Here is a 16,153-nt window from a genome sequence, read left to right as displayed (position 1 = left end):
GCACCGCCATGATCGACGTCACTATTGCCAATTTTGAAACCGAAGTCATCGAGGCTTCGCAACACACCCCCGTGCTGGTGGATTTTTGGGCGCCCTGGTGCGGACCCTGCAAGGTCATTGGCCCTTTGCTGGAAAAAATTGAAGCCGCCTACGCGGGCCGCTTCAAGCTGGTGAAGATCGACACCGAACAAGAACAGCAACTGGCCGGCGCCTTTGGCATCAAGAGTATCCCCACCTGCGTGCTGATGATGAACGGCCAGCCCGTGGACGGCTTCATGGGCGCGCTGCCCGAAGGCCAGATCAAAGAATTTCTGGACAAGCACCTGCCCGCGGCCGAGGTGCTGGAAGCGGCTGAAGAAGAAGCCGATGCGCTGCAAGCGCTGGCGGCGGGCGACGTGGAAGGCGCGCTGGCCAAGCTGCAGCACGCCGTGCAAACCGACCCCGAAAACGACGACGCACGCTTTGACCTGGTGAAACTGCTGCTGGAACTGGAGCGCGACGATGAGGCCAAGGTGGCGTTTGCGCCGGTGATCGCCAAGTCCATGGCGGTGCGCCGGCTTGACTCGCTCAACCGCTGGATGAAAGCGCGCGACGCGCAAGACATGGTGGTGGACCCCGAGGCCTACGCCGCCGACCTGCAGGCCAAAATTGCCACCAACAAGCGCGACTTTGCCAGCCGCTTTGCACTGGCCCAACTGCTGATGGCCCACAGCCAGTTTGTGCCCGCCATGGACGAGCTGCTGGAGATTTTGATGCGCGACAAGAGCTGGAACGAAGACCTTGCCCGCAAGACCTTCATCGCCATCCTGGACATCATCGAGCCGCCCAAGCCCAAGGTGGCCGAAGGCCAGGTGCCCCCCGAAGACCCCACGGTGGCCACCTACCGCCGGCGGTTGTCGAGCGTGGTGCTGAGCTGATCAGAGACCCATCACATGCCGACCGAGCGCGATGTTCTGGTGGTCAGTGGCTCTGCAGCTTTTCCTGCAGCCACACCTTGATCAGCGACTGATACGGCACGTCCCGCGCATTCGCCGCCACCTTGATCGAGTCCAGCAAATGCTGGGGCAGGCGCAGCGAAATGGTCTTAGTGGTCGGCTTGAGGTTCGGCAGGCTCGCCTTGCGGGCTTGGGACCAGTCCAGGTGCTCGGTAGAGTCATGCGATTCCCAGTACGCACGTTCCTGCGCCTCGTTCGCAAACTTGGGGATGGGCTTACGTGGCGTTTTCATAAATGGCTCGCTCCTTTCGGTGCATGTCGCGCGCGGAAATCACCCGGATCAAGGCCCCGGATTGCCGCAAGGTGAAGGTGATGTGCAATGTCCGTCCGGCGTCTGTCTTGCCCAGGGCATGAAACCGGGGCTCCGACTGGCTGTGGGCGCCGTCTTCCAGCAACAGCAGCGGCTGGTTGAAAAAAACCTGCTCCGCCTCGGCCATAGACACCCCGTGCTTCTCATTCTTTCGGGCGTTTCCTTCGTCCCAATTGAATCCCGACAGACTTTCCAGATCGATCATTTTTGTATATTACTATCATGTACACAAAAGAAGAAGCGCCGGTCTTTGCGGAGGGGGTTTTCAGATCCGCTGGTCGGTCGAAGGCTTCTTCCAGAGGTTGATGCCGCCGTCCACCGCATGCTGGTCAATGGCGGCCAGCTCGTCGGCGCTGAAATTCAAGTTGTCGAGCGCACCCACCAGCTCGGTGATCTGCTCGGGCTTGCTGGCACCTATCAGCGCCGAGCTCATGCCCGGCTGGCGCAGCACCCAGGCCACAGCCATCTGGGCCAGGCTTTGGCCGCGCGCCAGGGCAATGCCGTTCAGTGCGCGCACATGCGCCAGGTTTTGCTCGCTCAGGTGGGCCGCGGTGAACGAGCCGCCGCCCGGGCGGTTGATGCGCGCGTCCTCAGGCACACCGTTCAGGTACTTGCTGGTCAGCAGCCCCTGAGCCAGCGGGCTGAAGGCGATGCAGCCCATGCCTTCGGCCTGCAAGGTGTCCAGCAAATCTTCTTCCACCCAGCGGTTCACCAGGCTGTACGACGGCTGGTGGATCAGCAGCGGCACGCCCATGCTGCGCAAAATGGCGGCGGCTTCACGCGTTTTGCCGGCCGAGTAGCTGGAAATGCCCACGTACAGCGCCTTGCCCTGCTGCACCGCCGTGGCCAGCGCGCCCATGGTTTCTTCCAGCGGGGTGTCGGCGTCGAAGCGGTGGGAATAGAAGATGTCCACGTAGTCCAGCCCCATGCGCTTCAAGCTCTGGTCCAGGCTGGCCAGCACGTATTTGCGCGAGCCGCCACCCTGGCCATACGGCCCGGGCCACATGTCCCAGCCCGCCTTGCTGGAGATGATGAGTTCGTCCCGGTAGGGTCGAAAGTCGCGGCGCAGGTGCTCACCAAAATTGGTTTCGGCGCTGCCGGCCGGCGGGCCGTAGTTGTTGGCCAGGTCAAAGTGGGTGATACCCGCGTCAAACGCGGTGCGCAACATGGCCCGCTGCGTTTCCATGGGCGTGGCGTCGCCAAAGTTGTGCCACAGGCCCAGGGTAATGCTGGGCAGCTTCAGGCCGCTCTTGCCGACGGTGCGGTAGGGCATGCGCTCGTAGCGGGTGGGGTTGGCGGTGTACATGGGTGCGTCTCCTGGTTTTGGTTGGCTGCACTGTACCCAGTAACCCGGTGGTAACCACAGCGTCACCGCACGCAGCCCATCTTTTCGACCGATGAGCTTGGGGCCATACCGGCGCAAAAATAGTCTTTACGACTTTTATATGTCGCATAAAATGGTTTGCGACATTTTTTTGTCGCAATGCACCAGCAACCTCATCGAAGCCCACCCCATGCCACGCGTCACCCCCAGCCAGGAGCTGGACAAGTTGGTCGAACTCATCGGCAGCGCAACCGACAGCGTAGGCATTGAAGCCATTGAGCTGCAGTTGGGCACTCCGATCCACCGCCGCACCCTGCAGCGGCGCCTGGCCTTGCTGGTGGAACAGCAACGCATCGAAATGCTGGGGGATCGCCGCACCGCGCGCTACCGCCGCCGGACATCGACTGTTCGCGCGGAAGAGCCCGAGGCGGCCTGGCGCACCGCCCCAAAGCCCGACGACCTGCCCCTTTCCGCAGCCGGGGCCGAGATCCGCGCCCACGTCACCCAGCCGCGCCACCTGCGTTGCCCGGCGGGCTACCGGCAGTCGTTCCTGGAGCAATACCACCCCAACCACACGGCCTATCTGCCACCCGCCTTGCGCGAGCAACTGCACGCCATGGGTCGCTCGCCCGCCGCGCAGACGCCGGCCGGCACCTTCGCCAGAGACATCCTCAACCGCCTGCTGATTGACCTGTCGTGGGCCTCGTCGCAGCTGGAGGGCAACACCTACAGCCGTCTGGACACCGAGCGGCTGATCGCGTTTGGTCAGGCCGCCGAAGGCAAGGACGCGCTGGAAACGCAGATGATCCTGAATCACAAGCAGGCCATCGAATACCTGGTGCTCAGCCCCGACAACGCCCGCGTGCAGACCGACACCCTGATCGCGCTGCACGCTTTCTTGTCAGACGGCCTGATGGCCGACCCCACCGCCGTGGGCCGCGTGCGCCGCCGCGCCGTGGAAATCGGCGGCAGCGTCTACCTGCCCCTGGCGCTGCCCCAGCGGCTGGAAGAGCTGCTGGGCATCGTGGTGCAGATGGCGGCCGAGATCGCCGACCCGTTCGAGCAGGCCTTCTTTCTGATGGTGCACCTGCCCTATCTGCAGCCGTTCGAGGACGTGAACAAACGCGTCTCGCGGCTGGCCGCCAACATCCCGTTCATTCGACACAACCTTTGCCCGCTGTCCTTCATCGACGTGCCGCAACAGGCCTATGTGAACGCCATGCTCGGCGTGTACGAACTGAACCGCGTGGAGCTGTTGCGCGACGTATTCGTGTGGGCCTACGAGCGCTCGTGCCAGCAATACGTGGCGATCCAGCAGACCCTGGTGCCCCCGGACATCTTCCGGCTGCGCCACCGGCAGGCGCTGGCCGAGGTGGTCGCCGTCATCGTGCGCCAAGGCGAAGCCGCCACCGAAGAGGCTGTGAAGAGCAAGATTCCCGCCACAGTGCCGCCGGACGAGCACGCGCATTTCACCACGCTGGTGCTGGCCGAATTTGCATCTCTGCACGAGGGCAATGCGGTGCGGTTTGGGATTCGGCCGCTGGAGTTTTCTGAATGGCAGCGGCGGTAGATAGGCGCTCGTTGCGGTGCGGGATACGGAAACCCTTCGCTCGCTGGACTGGCGCGTCTGGCTGCGGTCCTTCGACTTCGAGCGGCCCGTTTCCGTCAAAAGCGGTCGAAATTAACTTGGCGGAGTACTGCCGCTTGAGGATCTTGAAACTTGTTGGCGCACGCAGATTTTTTGCGCGTGGACGATCAACAGCTTGGAGCTGGAAATGTCCATTGGTTGCTGAACAGATCGAATTTCGCAGGAACCTGAACTCGCAACTTACAACCATTTTCATATGTCACCTCACAATTGCCGTTCAAGCACTGCGAAGTACACCTTACTTGTGGTTTGTTGGGCCGACAGCTCTTGCTAACGGCGGGTGCGGGAGCAATCTTAGGAACCTCTATCACGCCGGGAATCGCAGAAGAAATGGCAATACTGCATGCCACGCCCGAATTCTTCTCGCAGCCTGCCTTTGCATCAGTGTCAGCAAGGTCGCTGTTCGCGTACCCATGGGCCAGAAATAAAGTTCCAGTGTCGCTAGTGTTAGATTTGGCGATCGAAAAAAAAACCCGGCGAAACAAAGGTTCGAGTAACTTTGCAGCCAGCATTGCCACAGGATTTGAGGGCAGCCTTCTTAGCCTCAGAAAGGCTAACCGCGCTCCATCCGTATGTCTCCCTTTCGCCACTTTCAGCTAGGGATGCTCTGAAAAACCCACCAGCCAGCGTGTTACGTGCCTGACGGAGTTTCGTCCGATGAGCTTTCGCGCGATCCGGCCCAGTTTGGGTTGGAATTCGTATCCGGTTTGCCCCATTTGGGGCCGCCTGAGGGCCACTGACCCGGTTTCGGTCGCACTCACGCCTGTGCTCCGATCAGTTTGTGACGGGCCATCCACAAGTTGGACAACGCAAACAGCGTCTTGATCTGCAAGGTGTTCTTCTTCAGACCCCGATATCGCACCTTCGTGAAGCCGAACTGGCGCTTGATCACCCGAAACGGGTGCTCCACCTTGGCGCGAATCCCGGCCTTGATCTTCTCGACTTTGTCGATCAGCGCATCCCTCGGGTTGCTGTCTTTGTCCAGCTTCTTGCGCTTGCCTGGGCGCATGGCCACATGCCATTTGTGGCTGGCTTTTGCATCGGGGCGCTTGTCTGCGCCTTGGTAGCCCGCGTCACCGAACACGTCCGTCTCTTGACCATGCAGCAGGCTGTTGCCCTCGGTGACATCGGCTACGTTGCCCGAGGTGCCTCGCACGGTGTGCACCAAGCCCGATTCGGCATCCACGCCTATGTGGGCTTTCATGCCAAAGTGCCACTCGTTGCCCTTTTGACTCGAGTGCATCTCGGGGTCTCGCGCTTTGTCTTTGTTCTTGGTGGAGCTGGGCGCGGCGATGAGGGTGGCATCTACAGCGGTGCCGGCCTTGAGCAGCAAGCCGCGCTGCTGCAGCAGTTCGTTGACGGTGGCCAGGATCTGATCGGCCAGCTTGTGTTTCTCCAGCCTGTGGCGGAACCGAAGAATGGTGCTCTCGTCGGGCAGTCGGCCAAAGGTATCGAGCTGAGCGAATTCGCGGTAAAGCGGTGTGTCGAAGAAGGCTTCCTCCATGGCCGGGTCTGACAGACTGAACCACTGCTGCATGAAGTGCACTCGCAGCATCGTCTCCAGCGCAAAGGGTGGGCGACCATTGCGCCCTTCGCTGTAATACGGGGCTATCAGCTCGACCAGGGCAGCCCATGGAACCACGGTTTCCATCTGCTGCAAAAACACCTGCTTGCGGGTCTTGCGCGTGCTCAGGTTCAAGTCAAAGCTGCTTTGTTTCATGGTGCCCGAGTGTGCCGCGCTGGGCTTACATCTGCCATGCCGCTGGGGTGGTTTTGCAGAGTTTCCCTAGGGCAATCCCTTTTTGAAGGCTGACCTTACAGTCGTTCGTTTTGGTGCCTTTGGCACATTGTTCCAAAGCTGACGCATTGGCCTCAGCCTGCGATTTTCCTACGGCCCAACCCCAGGCATTATCGCTACTAAACGCTATGGAGGCCGACTTCCCCTGAGCCATTGTCGGGAAAAGTAGCAACGAAGCGAGCCCCACAAAGGCGGCACTTGCCAAGTTCACATAGTTTGATGCCCTGTTTCTCATCTTGAAGCTCTGATACTTGTTGAGGGTGTCTGATTTATGTTCTGTTTATCGGCGTTCAGCATCCTGACTTGAGACTTTTCTAATATGTGCAGGATCCAACACGATCCACGTATCTGTACCGCAAGGCAGTAATGTGGTGAGGCGCCAAGAGGCGCTGCTGGTAGTCTGGTTTCCCTCTTTCACAAAGTTGCGCTATTTGAAGTCCGATGTAGCTGATCGAATGCGGCGCTTGAAACTCGGTCCATCGCTCCGGAGTTGCAACCGGCAGCTCAGGGTCGAAACGAGATCTTCAAGCAGAACACTATGTCCTGACGCAGCAGCTCGGCATGCACGTTTACTTTCGTGGACACGCCAATACCTCCACAGCACAGACCCGCCACAGAAGCAGCCAAAGAAAAGGCCTCGCCACGCCAAAACGCAACGAGGCCATCCAAACCGACAAAAGCGATTGATTACTTGGCGGTAGGCATCACAAACTCGGCGCCCTTGGCAATGCTCTCCGGCCAGCGCTGCATGATGGATTTTTGCTTGGTGTAGAAGCGCACGCCCTCTTCGCCATAGGCGTGCATGTCGCCGAACAGGCTTTTCTTCCAGCCACCAAAACCGTGCCAGGCCATGGGCACGGGGATCGGCACGTTGATGCCGACCATGCCCACCTGAATGCGGCGCGCAAACTCGCGGGCCACGTTGCCGTCGCGGGTGAAGCAGCTCACGCCGTTGCCAAACTCGTGGTCGTTGATGATCTGCACGGCCTGCGCAAAGTCGGGCACGCGCACGCAGCTGAGCACCGGGCCGAAGATCTCTTCTTTGTAGATTTTCATGTCGGTCGTCACGTGGTCAAACAGCGTGCCGCCCATCCAGAAGCCGCCCTCGCAGCCTTCACCGGTTTGCTTGGCGTCAAAGCGGCGGCCGTCCACCAGCATCTGCGCGCCCTCTTTTTGGCCCGCTTCGATGTAGCCCGTGATGCGCTGGTGCGCGGCAGCGGTGACGATGGGGCCCATTTCGGCGGCCAGGTTGGTGCCGTTGAGCACTTTCAGCGCTTTCGTGCGCTCGATCAGCTTGGGCATGATCTTGTCGGCCACGTCGCCCACCAGCACCGCCACGCTGATGGCCATGCAGCGCTCACCGGCCGAGCCGTAGGCGGCGCCAATCAATGCGTCCACCGCCTGGTCCAGGTCGGCGTCGGGCATCACCACCATGTGGTTTTTGGCGCCGCCCAGGGCTTGCACGCGCTTGCCGTGGTGGGCGCCGGTCTCGTAGATGTAATTCGCAATGGGCGTGGAGCCCACGAAGCTGATGGCCTTCACGTCGGGGTGCACCAGCAGCGCGTCCACGGCTTCTTTGTCGCCCTGCACCACGTTGAACACACCGTCGGGCAGGCCGGCTTGCTTCAGCAGATCGGCCATGAACAGGCTGGCGCTCGGATCGGTGGGGCTGGGCTTCAAGATGAAGGTGTTGCCGGCGGCAATGGCCACCGGGAACATCCACATGGGCACCATGACGGGGAAGTTGAACGGCGTGATGCCGGCCACCACGCCCAGCGGCTGGCGCAGCGTCCAGTTGTCCATGCCGGTGGACACCTGGTCGGTGAAGTCGCCCTTGAGCAGCTGCGGAATACCGCAAGAGAATTCGATGATGTCGATGCCGCGGGCCACTTCGCCCTGCGCGTCGGTGAACACCTTGCCGTGTTCGGCGGTGATCAGGTGGGCCAGTTCGTCTTTGTGCTGGTTCACGAGCTCCAGAAACTTGAACATGACGCGGGCACGGCGGATGGGCGGGGTGTCAGACCAGGCGGGGAAGGCGGCCTGGGCGGCGGCCACGGCGGCGGCCACGTCAGCGGTGTTGGCCAGCGCCACGCGGCCGGTCACGGCGCCCGTGGCGGGGTTGAACACGTCTTGCGCACGGGTGGACGAGCCAGCGGCTGCAGCGCCACCGATGTAATGGGCAATGGAAGTGGTCATGGGGTGTCTCGTGGGGTTGAATTGCGGAATGTGTGCGCAGTTTAGAAACTGCGGCCCCACAGGACAAGGCCAAAACGCTGAATTGATTGTTCAATTTCATGAACAATAGACCCATGAACGAGCAAAAAATACACGACCGGAACCAGGAGCTTTGGGGCCACTTTCATTGGCTCAATGTGTTGGCTCAGCAGGGCAGCTACACGGCAGCCGCCGCGCGCCTGGGCGTGAGCAAAGCGGCGGTGAGCCAGCGCATGGCCGAGCTGGAGCGCATTGCGGGCGTGGCGCTGGTGCAGCGCACCACCCGCAGCGTGCGCCTGACCGAAGCGGGCCAGCGGCTGGTGGACGACACGCGGGCTTCGTTTGAACACATTGCGCAGTGTTTTGCCCAGGTACGCGACGCGGCGGGCGCGCCGCGCGGCTTGCTGCGCGTCACCGCGCCGGTGGCGTTTGCCCGCCAGCAACTGGTGCCGCGCTTGCCCGAATTTTTGCGCCAATACCCCGAAGTGCGGCTGGAACTGGACATGGCGGACCGGCTGTCTTCGTTGGCCACGGAGGGCTTTGACCTGGCGATTCGCCACACCGCCAACCCGCCCGACACGCATGTGGCCTGGACGCTGTGCGCCACCCGCTCGGTGCTGGTGGCCAGCCGTGCCTACCTGCGCCGCCACGGCACGCCACAGGCGCCCGCCGACCTGGCGCCACACAACTGCCTGCACTACCCGCGCTCGCACGACACACCCGCCTGGACGCTGGAGCCGTTGAACACATCGGTGGGCACTGAGCGGGTGACGGTGCAGGTGTCGGGCTCGCTGGCCGCCAACAACAGCGAAGCCCTGCGCGACGCGGCGCTGGGCGGGCTGGGCATCGCGCTGCTGCCCGACTTCACGGCCCAGGCCAGCCTGCTGGCGGGCAAGCTGGTGCAGGTATTGCCTGGCTGGAAACCGGTGGGGGCGTTTGCCGAACAGCTTTACGCGATACGCCCGTATTCGGCCCATGTGCCGCGCGCCGTGACGGCGTTTGTGGCGCACCTGCGGGAGGCGCTGGCGCCGGGGTTTTCGGTGGAGCGCTGAGCGCCCTCAGCCGCTCAGCCGCTCAGCCGCTCAGCCCAGCATGCGCGCCAGCGCTTCCTGGTATTTGGCCGAGGTCTTCTCAATCACCTCCTTGGGCAGTCGGGGCGCGGGCGGCGTTTTGTCCCACGGCTTGCCGCTGACCTTGGCGGTCTCCAGCCAGTCGCGCAAAAATTGCTTGTCGTAGCTGGGCGGGTTTTGCCCCACCACGTAGCTCTCCAGCGGCCAGTAGCGCGAGCTGTCGGGCGTCAGCACCTCGTCCATCAGCACCAGCTTGCCGGCCTTGTCCAGGCCAAATTCAAACTTGGTGTCGGCGATGATGATGCCTTTCTTCAACGCAATTTCAGCCGCCGCCTTGTACAGGGCAATGGAGATGTCGCGGATCTGCGCGGCCAGCTCGGGGCCGATCATGACCACGGTTTGCTCGAAGGTGATGTTTTCGTCGTGCTCGCCCATCTCGGCCTTGGCCGCCGGGGTGTAAATGGGCTCGGGCAGCTTGGACGCGTTTTGCAGGCCTGCGGGCAGCTTCACGCCACACACGGCCTGGTTGTCCTGGTATTCCTTCCAGCCGCTGCCGGCCAGGTAGCCACGCACCACCGCTTCCACCGGAATCGGCTTCAAGCGCTGCACCAGCATGGAACGGCCCGTGACCTGCGCCACTTCCTCGGCGGACACCACGCTCTCAGGCGCGTCGCCGGTGAGGTGGATCGGGCAGATGTCCAGGCCCTTGGGGCCGAGCTGGTCAAACCAGAACAGGCTGAGCTGTGTGAGCAGCTGGCCTTTGCCGGGAATGGGCTCGCCCATGATCACGTCAAACGCGCTGATGCGGTCCGAAGCCACCATCAAGATGCGGTCGTCGCCCACGGCGTAGTTGTCGCGCACCTTGCCGCGCGCGAGCAGGGGCAAAGACGTGAGAGCGGAGGTGTGCAGGGCAGAGGTCATGTTCGATGCGCGGTGGAAAGCGCCAGGAAAAAAACGCCAAGGAACAGCGCCGCGATACAGCGCCAAGAAAAAAGCCCGCTGAACAGTCAACGGGCTTTGAACCATTCCTACGGATTATCGCAAGAAGCGCGGGCACCGAATTTCAAGGCTCGGCGCCCAAGGCTGGCGTCTTATTTCACCAACTGCGCCAGCTCGCCCTTGGCGTAGCGGGCGGCCATCACGCTCAGGTTGTCGCCCTTGATCTTGGCGCCCTGGCCTTCGCAGCCAAACTCGAGGTAACGCGCCTTGCACACCGCTTTGGCGGCTTCGCGGGCCGGCTTGAGCCATTCGCGGGCGTCAAATTTTTCCGGGTTTTCCGCCAGAAACTTGCGTACCGCGCCGGTCATGGCCATGCGGATGTCGGTGTCGATGTTGATCTTGCGCACGCCGTGCTTGATGGCTTCCTGGATCTCTTCCACCGGCACGCCGTAGGTCTGCTTCATCTTGCCGCCGTACTGGTTGATGATGTCCAGGAGGTCTTGCGGCACGCTGGAAGAGCCGTGCATCACCAGGTGGGTGTTGGGGATGCGGGCGTGGATTTCTTTCACGCGGCTGATGGCCAGAATGTCGCCCGTGGGCTTGCGGCTGAACTTGTAGGCGCCGTGGCTGGTGCCGATGGCGATGGCCAGCGCGTCGAGCTGGGTGGCCTTCACAAACGTGGCGGCTTCTTCGGGGTCGGTCAGCATCTGGCTGTGGTCGAGCTTGCCCTCGGCGCCAATGCCGTCTTCTTCACCGGCCTCACCGGTTTCCAGGTTGCCCAGGCAGCCCAGTTCGCCTTCCACGGTCACACCGTATTGGTGCGCCATGTCGACCACTTTGCGGGTCACGTCCACGTTGTAGTCAAAGCTGGCGGGGGTCTTGCCGTCTTCCATCAGCGAGCCGTCCATCATGACCGAGCCAAAGCCCAGGTCGATCGCGCCCTGGCAGATCTTGACGCTGGTGCCGTGGTCCTGGTGCATCACCAGCGGAATGTGCGGATACATCTCGGCAGCGGCCTGGATCAGGTGCTTGATGAAAGGCTCGCCGGCGTATTTGCGGGCGCCGGCGCTGGCCTGCAAGATGACCGGTGCACCCACCTCGTCGGCCGCCGCCATGACGGCCTGCACCTGTTCAAGGTTGTTGACGTTGAACGCCGGAATGCCGTAGCCGTTGGCCGCAGCGTGGTCGAGCAGTTCGCGCATGGAAACGAGAGCCATGAAATCCCCTAAAAGCAGTTGGTAACCGGGTTGTAACTCGTTCGAATTTTAGCGCCCGGGTGCTTGCGTCCGGATGACAGCCGCCGCGGCCATGCAAAATTCGCCCAGATCCACACCGCTCCCGCCCACCCACCACCCAACGAGCCGCCCCTGCGCTGGCGCAACCGCATGAACCCTCTGGATATTGAACTGTTTCTGTTGCTCAACGCCTCGGCCAGCTCGCCGGCCTGGCTGCTGGCAGCGGCGCGCATGGCCAGCCAGCACCTGTCGACCGTGGCCCTGCTGGCTTTGCTGCCGCTGGCTTTTTGGGGGCGGCGCGCTCGCTGGCAGGTGTGCGGCGTGTTGCTGGCCATGGCGCTGGCCTGGCTGGCCGCGCGGGGCATGCGCGAAACCATTCCGTCGGTGCGGCCGTTTGTGATGGGCCTGGGCTTCCAGGGTATGCCGCATTCGGCCAGCGCTGGTTTTCCCAGCATGCACGCCACCATGGCCGCCGCCTGGGCCGGCGGGCTGTGCTGGTTTGCGGCGCCCCGGTGGCGCTGGGCTTGGGTGGCCGTGGCTGTGCCGGTGGCGGTGTGCATTGCCTGGAGCCGGGTCTACCTGGGCCTGCATTTTCCGTCAGACATGGGCACGGGTTTGCTGCTGGGCGCCGTCAGCGGCTGGCTGGCGCTCACTCTGAGCGAGCGGCTGGGCCTGGCTCGGCGCTTCCTGGCCGAGCCCAACGCTCAAAAACCCCGCTGAACGAAAGCGCCCAACCTCGGGTGGGACGCACCGCCAGCCGGCGCGCAACCGCTCAAGAAGCGCGGCAGATTTTCAAGGTGTTGGTGCCACCCGGTGAGCCCATGGGTTCGCCCACGGTGATGGCGTACACGTCGCCGGTGTGCACAATGCCGCGGGTTTTCAAGTGGGCTTCGGCGTCGGCCAGGGCGGTGTCGCGGTCGGCGCTGGTGTCCATGAGCAGCGGGCGCACGTTGCGGTACAGCGTCATCTTGCGCTGGGCCGTCAGGCTCGACGTGACGGCGTAGATCGGCATGCGCACGTTGTGCCGGCTCATCCACAGCGCGGTGGAGCCCGACTCGGTCAGCGCCACGATGGCCTTGGCGCCCAGGTGGTGGGCCGTAAAGAGCGCGCCCATGGCAATGGACTGGTCGATGCGCTTGAAGGTCTTGCCTTTGAAGTCGGCGCTGAGTTCGGCGTATTCGGCCTTCTCGGCTTCCTGGCAGATGTTGGCCATTTCCTTGACCGTTTCCAGCGGGTACTTGCCGGCCGCCGTTTCGGCGCTCAGCATCACGGCGTCGGTGCCGTCGAGCACGGCGTTGGCCACGTCACTCACCTCGGCGCGGGTAGGCACCGGGTTGACGATCATGGACTCCATCATCTGCGTGGCAGTGATGACCACCTTGTCCATCTCGCGCGCCATCTTGATCATGTGCTTTTGCAGGCCCGGCACCGCGGCGTTGCCCACTTCCACGGCCAGGTCGCCACGGGCGACCATGATGCCGTCGGACACCTTCAAGATGTTGGCCAGCTCGGGAATGGCTTCCGCGCGTTCGATCTTGGCGATCAGCGCGGGCTTGTGGCCCATGGCCTCACCCGCCACGTTGCACAGCTGGCGGGCCAGCTCCATGTCGGTCGCGTTCTTTGGGAAACTCACCGCCACGTAGTCGGCCTTGAGGCTCATGGCGGTCTTGATGTCGTCCATGTCCTTGGCGGTCAGCGCGGGCGCCGTCAGGCCGCCGCCCTGCTTGTTGATGCCCTTGTTGTTGGACAGCTCACCGCCCAGCTTCACGGTGGTGTGCACCGCCGGGCCCACCACCTTGTCCACGGTCATCACGATCAGGCCGTCGTTGAGCAACAGGGTGTCGCCCGCCTTCACGTCGCGTGGCAGCTCTTTGTAGTCCAGGCCCACACCGTGGATGTCGCCCAGCTCGGTGCGCGAAGCGTCCAGCACAAACGGCTGGCCGGGCTCCAGCATCACCTTGCCTTCAGCAAACTTGCCCACCCGGATCTTGGGGCCCTGCAAGTCGGCCATGATGCCGACCTCGCGCCCTGCGCGGTGCGCGGCTTCGCGCACCATCGTGGCGCGGTCAATGTGGTCTTGCGCCTTGCCGTGCGAGAAATTGAGCCGCACCACATTCACCCCGGCGCGGATCATGGCCTCCAGCAAAGCGGGGTCGCTCGAAGCGGGTCCCAGGGTGGCGACGATTTTGGTGGCGCGTTGCGGCATGGAAGCTGTCTCCTGAAAGGATGGGAACGGGGTTTGTAATTTGGTTTCAATTATCTGTGAAACCAGTTACCACGGGGTTACAGCTTCCGACACCACCGCCGCAGCTGGGTCGCTGCGCTCCATGGCTCCAGTGCGTCAGCCCTACAATGCGGGCATGCTCCGCCGGACCTCTACGCTATTGGCTCTCCTCTTTTTGGTGGGCATGGCCTTTTTGACGTTCGCGGCAGCAGGCCATCCGACTGCTGCACCTGACCGCGCTGCACACCAGCCTGTCCAAGCCTTGGTTGAGTTAACGCACAGCCAGCAAGGCGTGGGGCTCTTTAACGGCGCGCAGGTGCACGGACTCGCCGATATTCAGCCGGAACTGCCCGACGTGCTGTCTCTCCCTATGGGGTTTGTGGATCTGACACTGGCCCCACCTGAGTCCGTGGGCACAGCTTGTGCAAAGCCCGCTTCCCTCGCGCTTGAGACGCTGCTCAGACCGCCTCGCGGCACCGCCCTCACCTGACGGCGTTTGGGTCCATGCCCATGGGCCTTTGCAAACACACACCCAGAGCTTCCTCGCTTGCGCCGCAGTTACCGCTGCGGACCGCAACTGTTGGGCTTTCAGGCGGGCAATGGTCCTCCCAGTCCAGCCGCCCAGTCCCTTCCCGATATTTCCATTTTTTGCACCACTGCCCCTGTCATGGATCCTTCCACTGTGTTACCCGAGTCTCTGAATGCCATCGCCAATGTCTCGATGGGCGGTGATGCCTTCCTGCTGCTGCTGTACGTTGTGCTGGCCCTGGTGTTTTCGTTCATGTGTTCCATTGCAGAAGCCACCTTACTCAGCATCACGCCGTCCTACATTGCCGGCCTCAAGGAACTGCAACCCAAAAAGGCCGAGCTCCTTCGGCGGCTCAAGGAAGAAAAGATTGACCAGTCGCTGGCGGCCATCCTCACGGTGAACACCATCGCCCACACAGTGGGTGCCATTGGTGCGGGTTCCAAAGCCACAGCGGTGTTTGGCAGCGCCTGGTTTGGCTTGTTTTCTGTGGTGATGACGCTCTTGATTCTGTTCCTGTCCGAGATCGTTCCCAAGACCTTGGGGGCGGTGTATTGGCGCCAGCTCACCGGGCCCACGGCGTTGTTTGTGAACGTGCTCATCAAGACGATGTATCCGCTGATCCTGGTGTCTGAAAAGCTCACCAAGCTCATTTCTGGCGGCAAGAACCACAACAATTTCAGCCGTGAGGAATTCGTCGCCATGGCCGGTATTGGCCAGGAACAGGGCCACATCAACGAGCGTGAGTCCAAGATCATTCGCAACCTCTTTCTGTTCAAGTCGGTAGAGGCCAGCGCCATCATGACGCCGCGCATCGTGGTGTCGGCGCTGCAAAAAGACCTGACGGTTCAGGCGGCCTTGAACCAGCCCGAGAAAATGCCGTTTTCGCGCATGCCCATCTACAGCGCCAACATCGACGCCATTGACGGCTTTGTGCTGCGGGAGGACCTGCTGGTGGCGCTCAACCAGGGCAAGGGCGACGCCCCGATATCAAGTTTCAAGCGCGAGATCATTTCCGTGCTGGACACGACGCCGCTCACGCGCCTGCTTGAAACCTTGCTGGAACTGCGCCACCACATCGCCGTGGTGGTGGGCGAGTACGGTGAAACCAAGGGCCTGGTGACGCTGGAGGATGTGGTGGAGACCCTCCTGGGCATCGAAATTCTGGATGAAGGCGACAAGGTGGAAGACATGCAGCAACTGGCTCGCCAGCTGTGGGCCAAACGCGCCGAACGCATGGGCATCCGGATCGACGAGCCTTAAAAAACGGCTCGCTCAGGCTCTCTAAAGACCCCAACCCAACCCCAGCGTGGCCGCGCGCTGGCCGGCTGGCGTGACCCCTTCACCCGGCCACAGGCACAGACCGCCGCCGCACGCGATCACTTGCCGGTGGTTTCGCTCGGTGCGCGGCTCAGCTCGTTGTTTTGGGTGACGAGCACCTGCAACAGCTCCATGAAAGTGGCCCGCTGGCTTTCGGTGAGCGGCGCCAATATTTGCTCTTGCGCCCGCAGCATCACGGGCACCGCATCGCGCAAGGCTTGTTCGCCCGAGAGGGTGAGCGTGAGCTGGCGTGCGCGGCGGTCTTCGGTGGAGGTCTTGCGCTCCAGCCAGCCGCGGGCTTCGAGCCGGTCGACCACGCCGCCGGTGGTGGATGCGTCCAGCGCAATGTTGCGGGCCAGGGTGCGCTGGTCAATGCCCGGCTGGTTGCCAACGGTCTGCAGGGCGGCGTACTGTACGGGGGTGATGCCCAGGTCGCCCGCTTCTTGTAGAAACACACCGACCGAAATTTGATGCAGCCGGCGAATGGCGTGGCCGGGCTGCAGGTCGATGTCGATGCTGGCGGTTTGGACTTTTTTCATGGTGGGCAGAG

The 16,153-nt window shown here is 62.5% G+C and carries 16 protein-coding genes; 6 read left to right on the top strand and 10 right to left on the bottom strand.

Annotation, left to right across the window (positions count from 1 at the left end; all coding sequences use genetic code 11):
* Positions 1 to 8 precede the first annotated feature (8 nt).
* Entirely contained in the window at positions 9 to 917 is a 909-nt protein-coding gene (gene trxA, locus AC4QBL_RS19200; RefSeq protein ID WP_472900604.1) for a thioredoxin, read from the top strand.
* Between the two features lie 43 nt (positions 918 to 960).
* Here the strand turns inward: trxA and AC4QBL_RS19195 are convergent, their stop codons facing one another.
* Genes AC4QBL_RS19195 through mgrA form a run of 3 tightly spaced genes read right to left on the bottom strand, consistent with a single transcriptional unit; the run spans position 961 to position 2,611 of the window.
* Positions 961 to 1,227, bottom strand: a complete 267-nt coding sequence (locus tag AC4QBL_RS19195; RefSeq protein ID WP_472907177.1) for a BrnA antitoxin family protein — start codon at positions 1,225 to 1,227, stop codon at positions 961 to 963.
* Positions 1,211 to 1,510, bottom strand: a complete 300-nt coding sequence (locus tag AC4QBL_RS19190; RefSeq protein WP_472900606.1) for a BrnT family toxin — start codon at positions 1,508 to 1,510, stop codon at positions 1,211 to 1,213. Before AC4QBL_RS19190 ends, AC4QBL_RS19195 begins: the two co-directional genes overlap by 17 nt.
* A 60-nt stretch (positions 1,511 to 1,570) precedes the next feature.
* Positions 1,571 to 2,611, bottom strand: coding sequence for an L-glyceraldehyde 3-phosphate reductase (gene mgrA, locus AC4QBL_RS19185; protein WP_472900607.1), 1,041 nt, complete (start codon positions 2,609 to 2,611; stop codon positions 1,571 to 1,573).
* Positions 2,612 to 2,819: 208 nt separating this feature from the next.
* Here mgrA and AC4QBL_RS19180 point away from each other — a divergent pair, with 208 nt between their 5' ends.
* Positions 2,820 to 4,199 (top strand): Fic family protein, encoded by a 1,380-nt coding sequence (locus AC4QBL_RS19180; protein ID WP_472900608.1) that lies wholly within the window; start codon positions 2,820 to 2,822, stop codon positions 4,197 to 4,199.
* A gap of 835 nt (positions 4,200 to 5,034) precedes the next feature.
* Here AC4QBL_RS19180 and AC4QBL_RS19175 read toward each other — a convergent pair.
* The 3 genes from AC4QBL_RS19175 to AC4QBL_RS19165 all read right to left on the bottom strand — a co-directional run bounded on the left by AC4QBL_RS19175 (position 5,035) and on the right by AC4QBL_RS19165 (position 8,271).
* Positions 5,035 to 5,997, bottom strand: coding sequence for an IS5 family transposase (locus AC4QBL_RS19175; protein ID WP_472906996.1), 963 nt, complete (start codon positions 5,995 to 5,997; stop codon positions 5,035 to 5,037).
* Positions 5,998 to 6,022: 25 nt separating this feature from the next.
* Positions 6,023 to 6,229 (bottom strand): DUF4189 domain-containing protein, encoded by a 207-nt coding sequence (locus AC4QBL_RS19170; RefSeq protein WP_492131672.1) that lies wholly within the window; start codon positions 6,227 to 6,229, stop codon positions 6,023 to 6,025.
* Between the two features lie 533 nt (positions 6,230 to 6,762).
* Complete coding sequence (locus AC4QBL_RS19165) at positions 6,763 to 8,271, bottom strand: CoA-acylating methylmalonate-semialdehyde dehydrogenase (protein WP_472907685.1); 1,509 nt, start codon at positions 8,269 to 8,271, stop codon at positions 6,763 to 6,765.
* A gap of 113 nt (positions 8,272 to 8,384) precedes the next feature.
* Between AC4QBL_RS19165 and AC4QBL_RS19160 the strand changes: the two genes are divergently transcribed.
* Entirely contained in the window at positions 8,385 to 9,341 is a 957-nt protein-coding gene (locus AC4QBL_RS19160; RefSeq protein WP_472900612.1) for a LysR family transcriptional regulator, read from the top strand.
* 30 nt (positions 9,342 to 9,371) lie between these two features.
* Here AC4QBL_RS19160 and AC4QBL_RS19155 read toward each other — a convergent pair whose 3' ends face one another.
* Together AC4QBL_RS19155 and fba are read right to left on the bottom strand one after the other, a co-directional pair.
* Positions 9,372 to 10,280 (bottom strand): phosphoribosylaminoimidazolesuccinocarboxamide synthase, encoded by a 909-nt coding sequence (locus AC4QBL_RS19155; protein WP_472900613.1) that lies wholly within the window; start codon positions 10,278 to 10,280, stop codon positions 9,372 to 9,374.
* A gap of 170 nt (positions 10,281 to 10,450) precedes the next feature.
* On the bottom strand, positions 10,451 to 11,515 hold the full coding sequence (fba, locus tag AC4QBL_RS19150) for a class II fructose-bisphosphate aldolase (RefSeq protein WP_472900614.1): 1,065 nt from the start codon (positions 11,513 to 11,515) through the stop codon (positions 10,451 to 10,453).
* 168 nt (positions 11,516 to 11,683) lie between these two features.
* Here fba and AC4QBL_RS19145 point away from each other — a divergent pair, with 168 nt between their 5' ends.
* The gene (locus AC4QBL_RS19145; RefSeq protein WP_472900615.1) at positions 11,684 to 12,253 is read left to right on the top strand and encodes a phosphatase PAP2 family protein; all 570 of its coding nucleotides are present in this window, start codon (positions 11,684 to 11,686) and stop codon (positions 12,251 to 12,253) included.
* Positions 12,254 to 12,305: 52 nt separating this feature from the next.
* On the opposite strand, the gene pyk is transcribed toward AC4QBL_RS19145, so the two are convergent.
* The gene (gene pyk, locus AC4QBL_RS19140; protein WP_472900616.1) at positions 12,306 to 13,739 is read right to left on the bottom strand and encodes a pyruvate kinase; all 1,434 of its coding nucleotides are present in this window, start codon (positions 13,737 to 13,739) and stop codon (positions 12,306 to 12,308) included.
* A 154-nt stretch (positions 13,740 to 13,893) separates the two neighbouring features.
* On the opposite strand from pyk, the gene AC4QBL_RS19135 reads away from it, so the two are divergent.
* Together AC4QBL_RS19135 and AC4QBL_RS19130 are read left to right on the top strand one after the other, a co-directional pair.
* A complete protein-coding gene (locus tag AC4QBL_RS19135) occupies positions 13,894 to 14,247 on the top strand; it encodes a hypothetical protein (RefSeq protein ID WP_472907686.1) in 354 nt (117 codons plus the stop codon).
* Between the two features lie 177 nt (positions 14,248 to 14,424).
* The gene (locus tag AC4QBL_RS19130) at positions 14,425 to 15,546 is read left to right on the top strand and encodes a CNNM domain-containing protein (protein ID WP_472907687.1); all 1,122 of its coding nucleotides are present in this window, start codon (positions 14,425 to 14,427) and stop codon (positions 15,544 to 15,546) included.
* A gap of 116 nt (positions 15,547 to 15,662) precedes the next feature.
* Here the strand turns inward: AC4QBL_RS19130 and AC4QBL_RS19125 are convergent, their stop codons facing one another.
* Positions 15,663 to 16,142 carry a MarR family winged helix-turn-helix transcriptional regulator gene (locus tag AC4QBL_RS19125; protein ID WP_472900618.1) on the bottom strand — a complete coding sequence of 160 codons (480 nt, stop codon included), beginning with the start codon at positions 16,140 to 16,142 and terminating at the stop codon, positions 15,663 to 15,665.
* Positions 16,143 to 16,153: the final 11 nt, after the last annotated feature.

This window comes from Hydrogenophaga sp. L99, from assembly GCF_058731905.1.
Note: the sequence above shows the minus strand (reverse complement) of the source record. Positions and strands in the feature narration are given on the sequence as shown.

What these genes read in the sequence shown, in the direction of transcription:
- AC4QBL_RS19165 (WP_472907685.1), bottom strand. Translation starts at nt 8,271, where the DNA reads ATGACCACTTCCATTGCCCATTACATCGGTGGCGCTGCAGCCGCTGGC.
- AC4QBL_RS19175 (WP_472906996.1), bottom strand. Translation starts at nt 5,997, where the DNA reads ATGAAACAAAGCAGCTTTGACTTGAACCTGAGCACGCGCAAGACCCGC.
- pyk (WP_472900616.1), bottom strand. Translation starts at nt 13,739, where the DNA reads ATGCCGCAACGCGCCACCAAAATCGTCGCCACCCTGGGACCCGCTTCG.
- AC4QBL_RS19130 (WP_472907687.1), top strand. Translation starts at nt 14,425, where the DNA reads ATGGATCCTTCCACTGTGTTACCCGAGTCTCTGAATGCCATCGCCAAT.
- AC4QBL_RS19190 (WP_472900606.1), bottom strand. Translation starts at nt 1,510, where the DNA reads ATGATCGATCTGGAAAGTCTGTCGGGATTCAATTGGGACGAAGGAAAC.
- AC4QBL_RS19125 (WP_472900618.1), bottom strand. Translation starts at nt 16,142, where the DNA reads ATGAAAAAAGTCCAAACCGCCAGCATCGACATCGACCTGCAGCCCGGC.
- trxA (WP_472900604.1), top strand. Translation starts at nt 9, where the DNA reads ATGATCGACGTCACTATTGCCAATTTTGAAACCGAAGTCATCGAGGCT.
- AC4QBL_RS19145 (WP_472900615.1), top strand. Translation starts at nt 11,684, where the DNA reads ATGAACCCTCTGGATATTGAACTGTTTCTGTTGCTCAACGCCTCGGCC.
- mgrA (WP_472900607.1), bottom strand. Translation starts at nt 2,611, where the DNA reads ATGTACACCGCCAACCCCACCCGCTACGAGCGCATGCCCTACCGCACC.
- AC4QBL_RS19180 (WP_472900608.1), top strand. Translation starts at nt 2,820, where the DNA reads ATGCCACGCGTCACCCCCAGCCAGGAGCTGGACAAGTTGGTCGAACTC.
- AC4QBL_RS19195 (WP_472907177.1), bottom strand. Translation starts at nt 1,227, where the DNA reads ATGAAAACGCCACGTAAGCCCATCCCCAAGTTTGCGAACGAGGCGCAG.
- AC4QBL_RS19135 (WP_472907686.1), top strand. Translation starts at nt 13,894, where the DNA reads ATGCTCCGCCGGACCTCTACGCTATTGGCTCTCCTCTTTTTGGTGGGC.
- AC4QBL_RS19170 (WP_492131672.1), bottom strand. Translation starts at nt 6,229, where the DNA reads ATGGCTCAGGGGAAGTCGGCCTCCATAGCGTTTAGTAGCGATAATGCC.
- fba (WP_472900614.1), bottom strand. Translation starts at nt 11,515, where the DNA reads ATGGCTCTCGTTTCCATGCGCGAACTGCTCGACCACGCTGCGGCCAAC.
- AC4QBL_RS19160 (WP_472900612.1), top strand. Translation starts at nt 8,385, where the DNA reads ATGAACGAGCAAAAAATACACGACCGGAACCAGGAGCTTTGGGGCCAC.
- AC4QBL_RS19155 (WP_472900613.1), bottom strand. Translation starts at nt 10,280, where the DNA reads ATGACCTCTGCCCTGCACACCTCCGCTCTCACGTCTTTGCCCCTGCTC.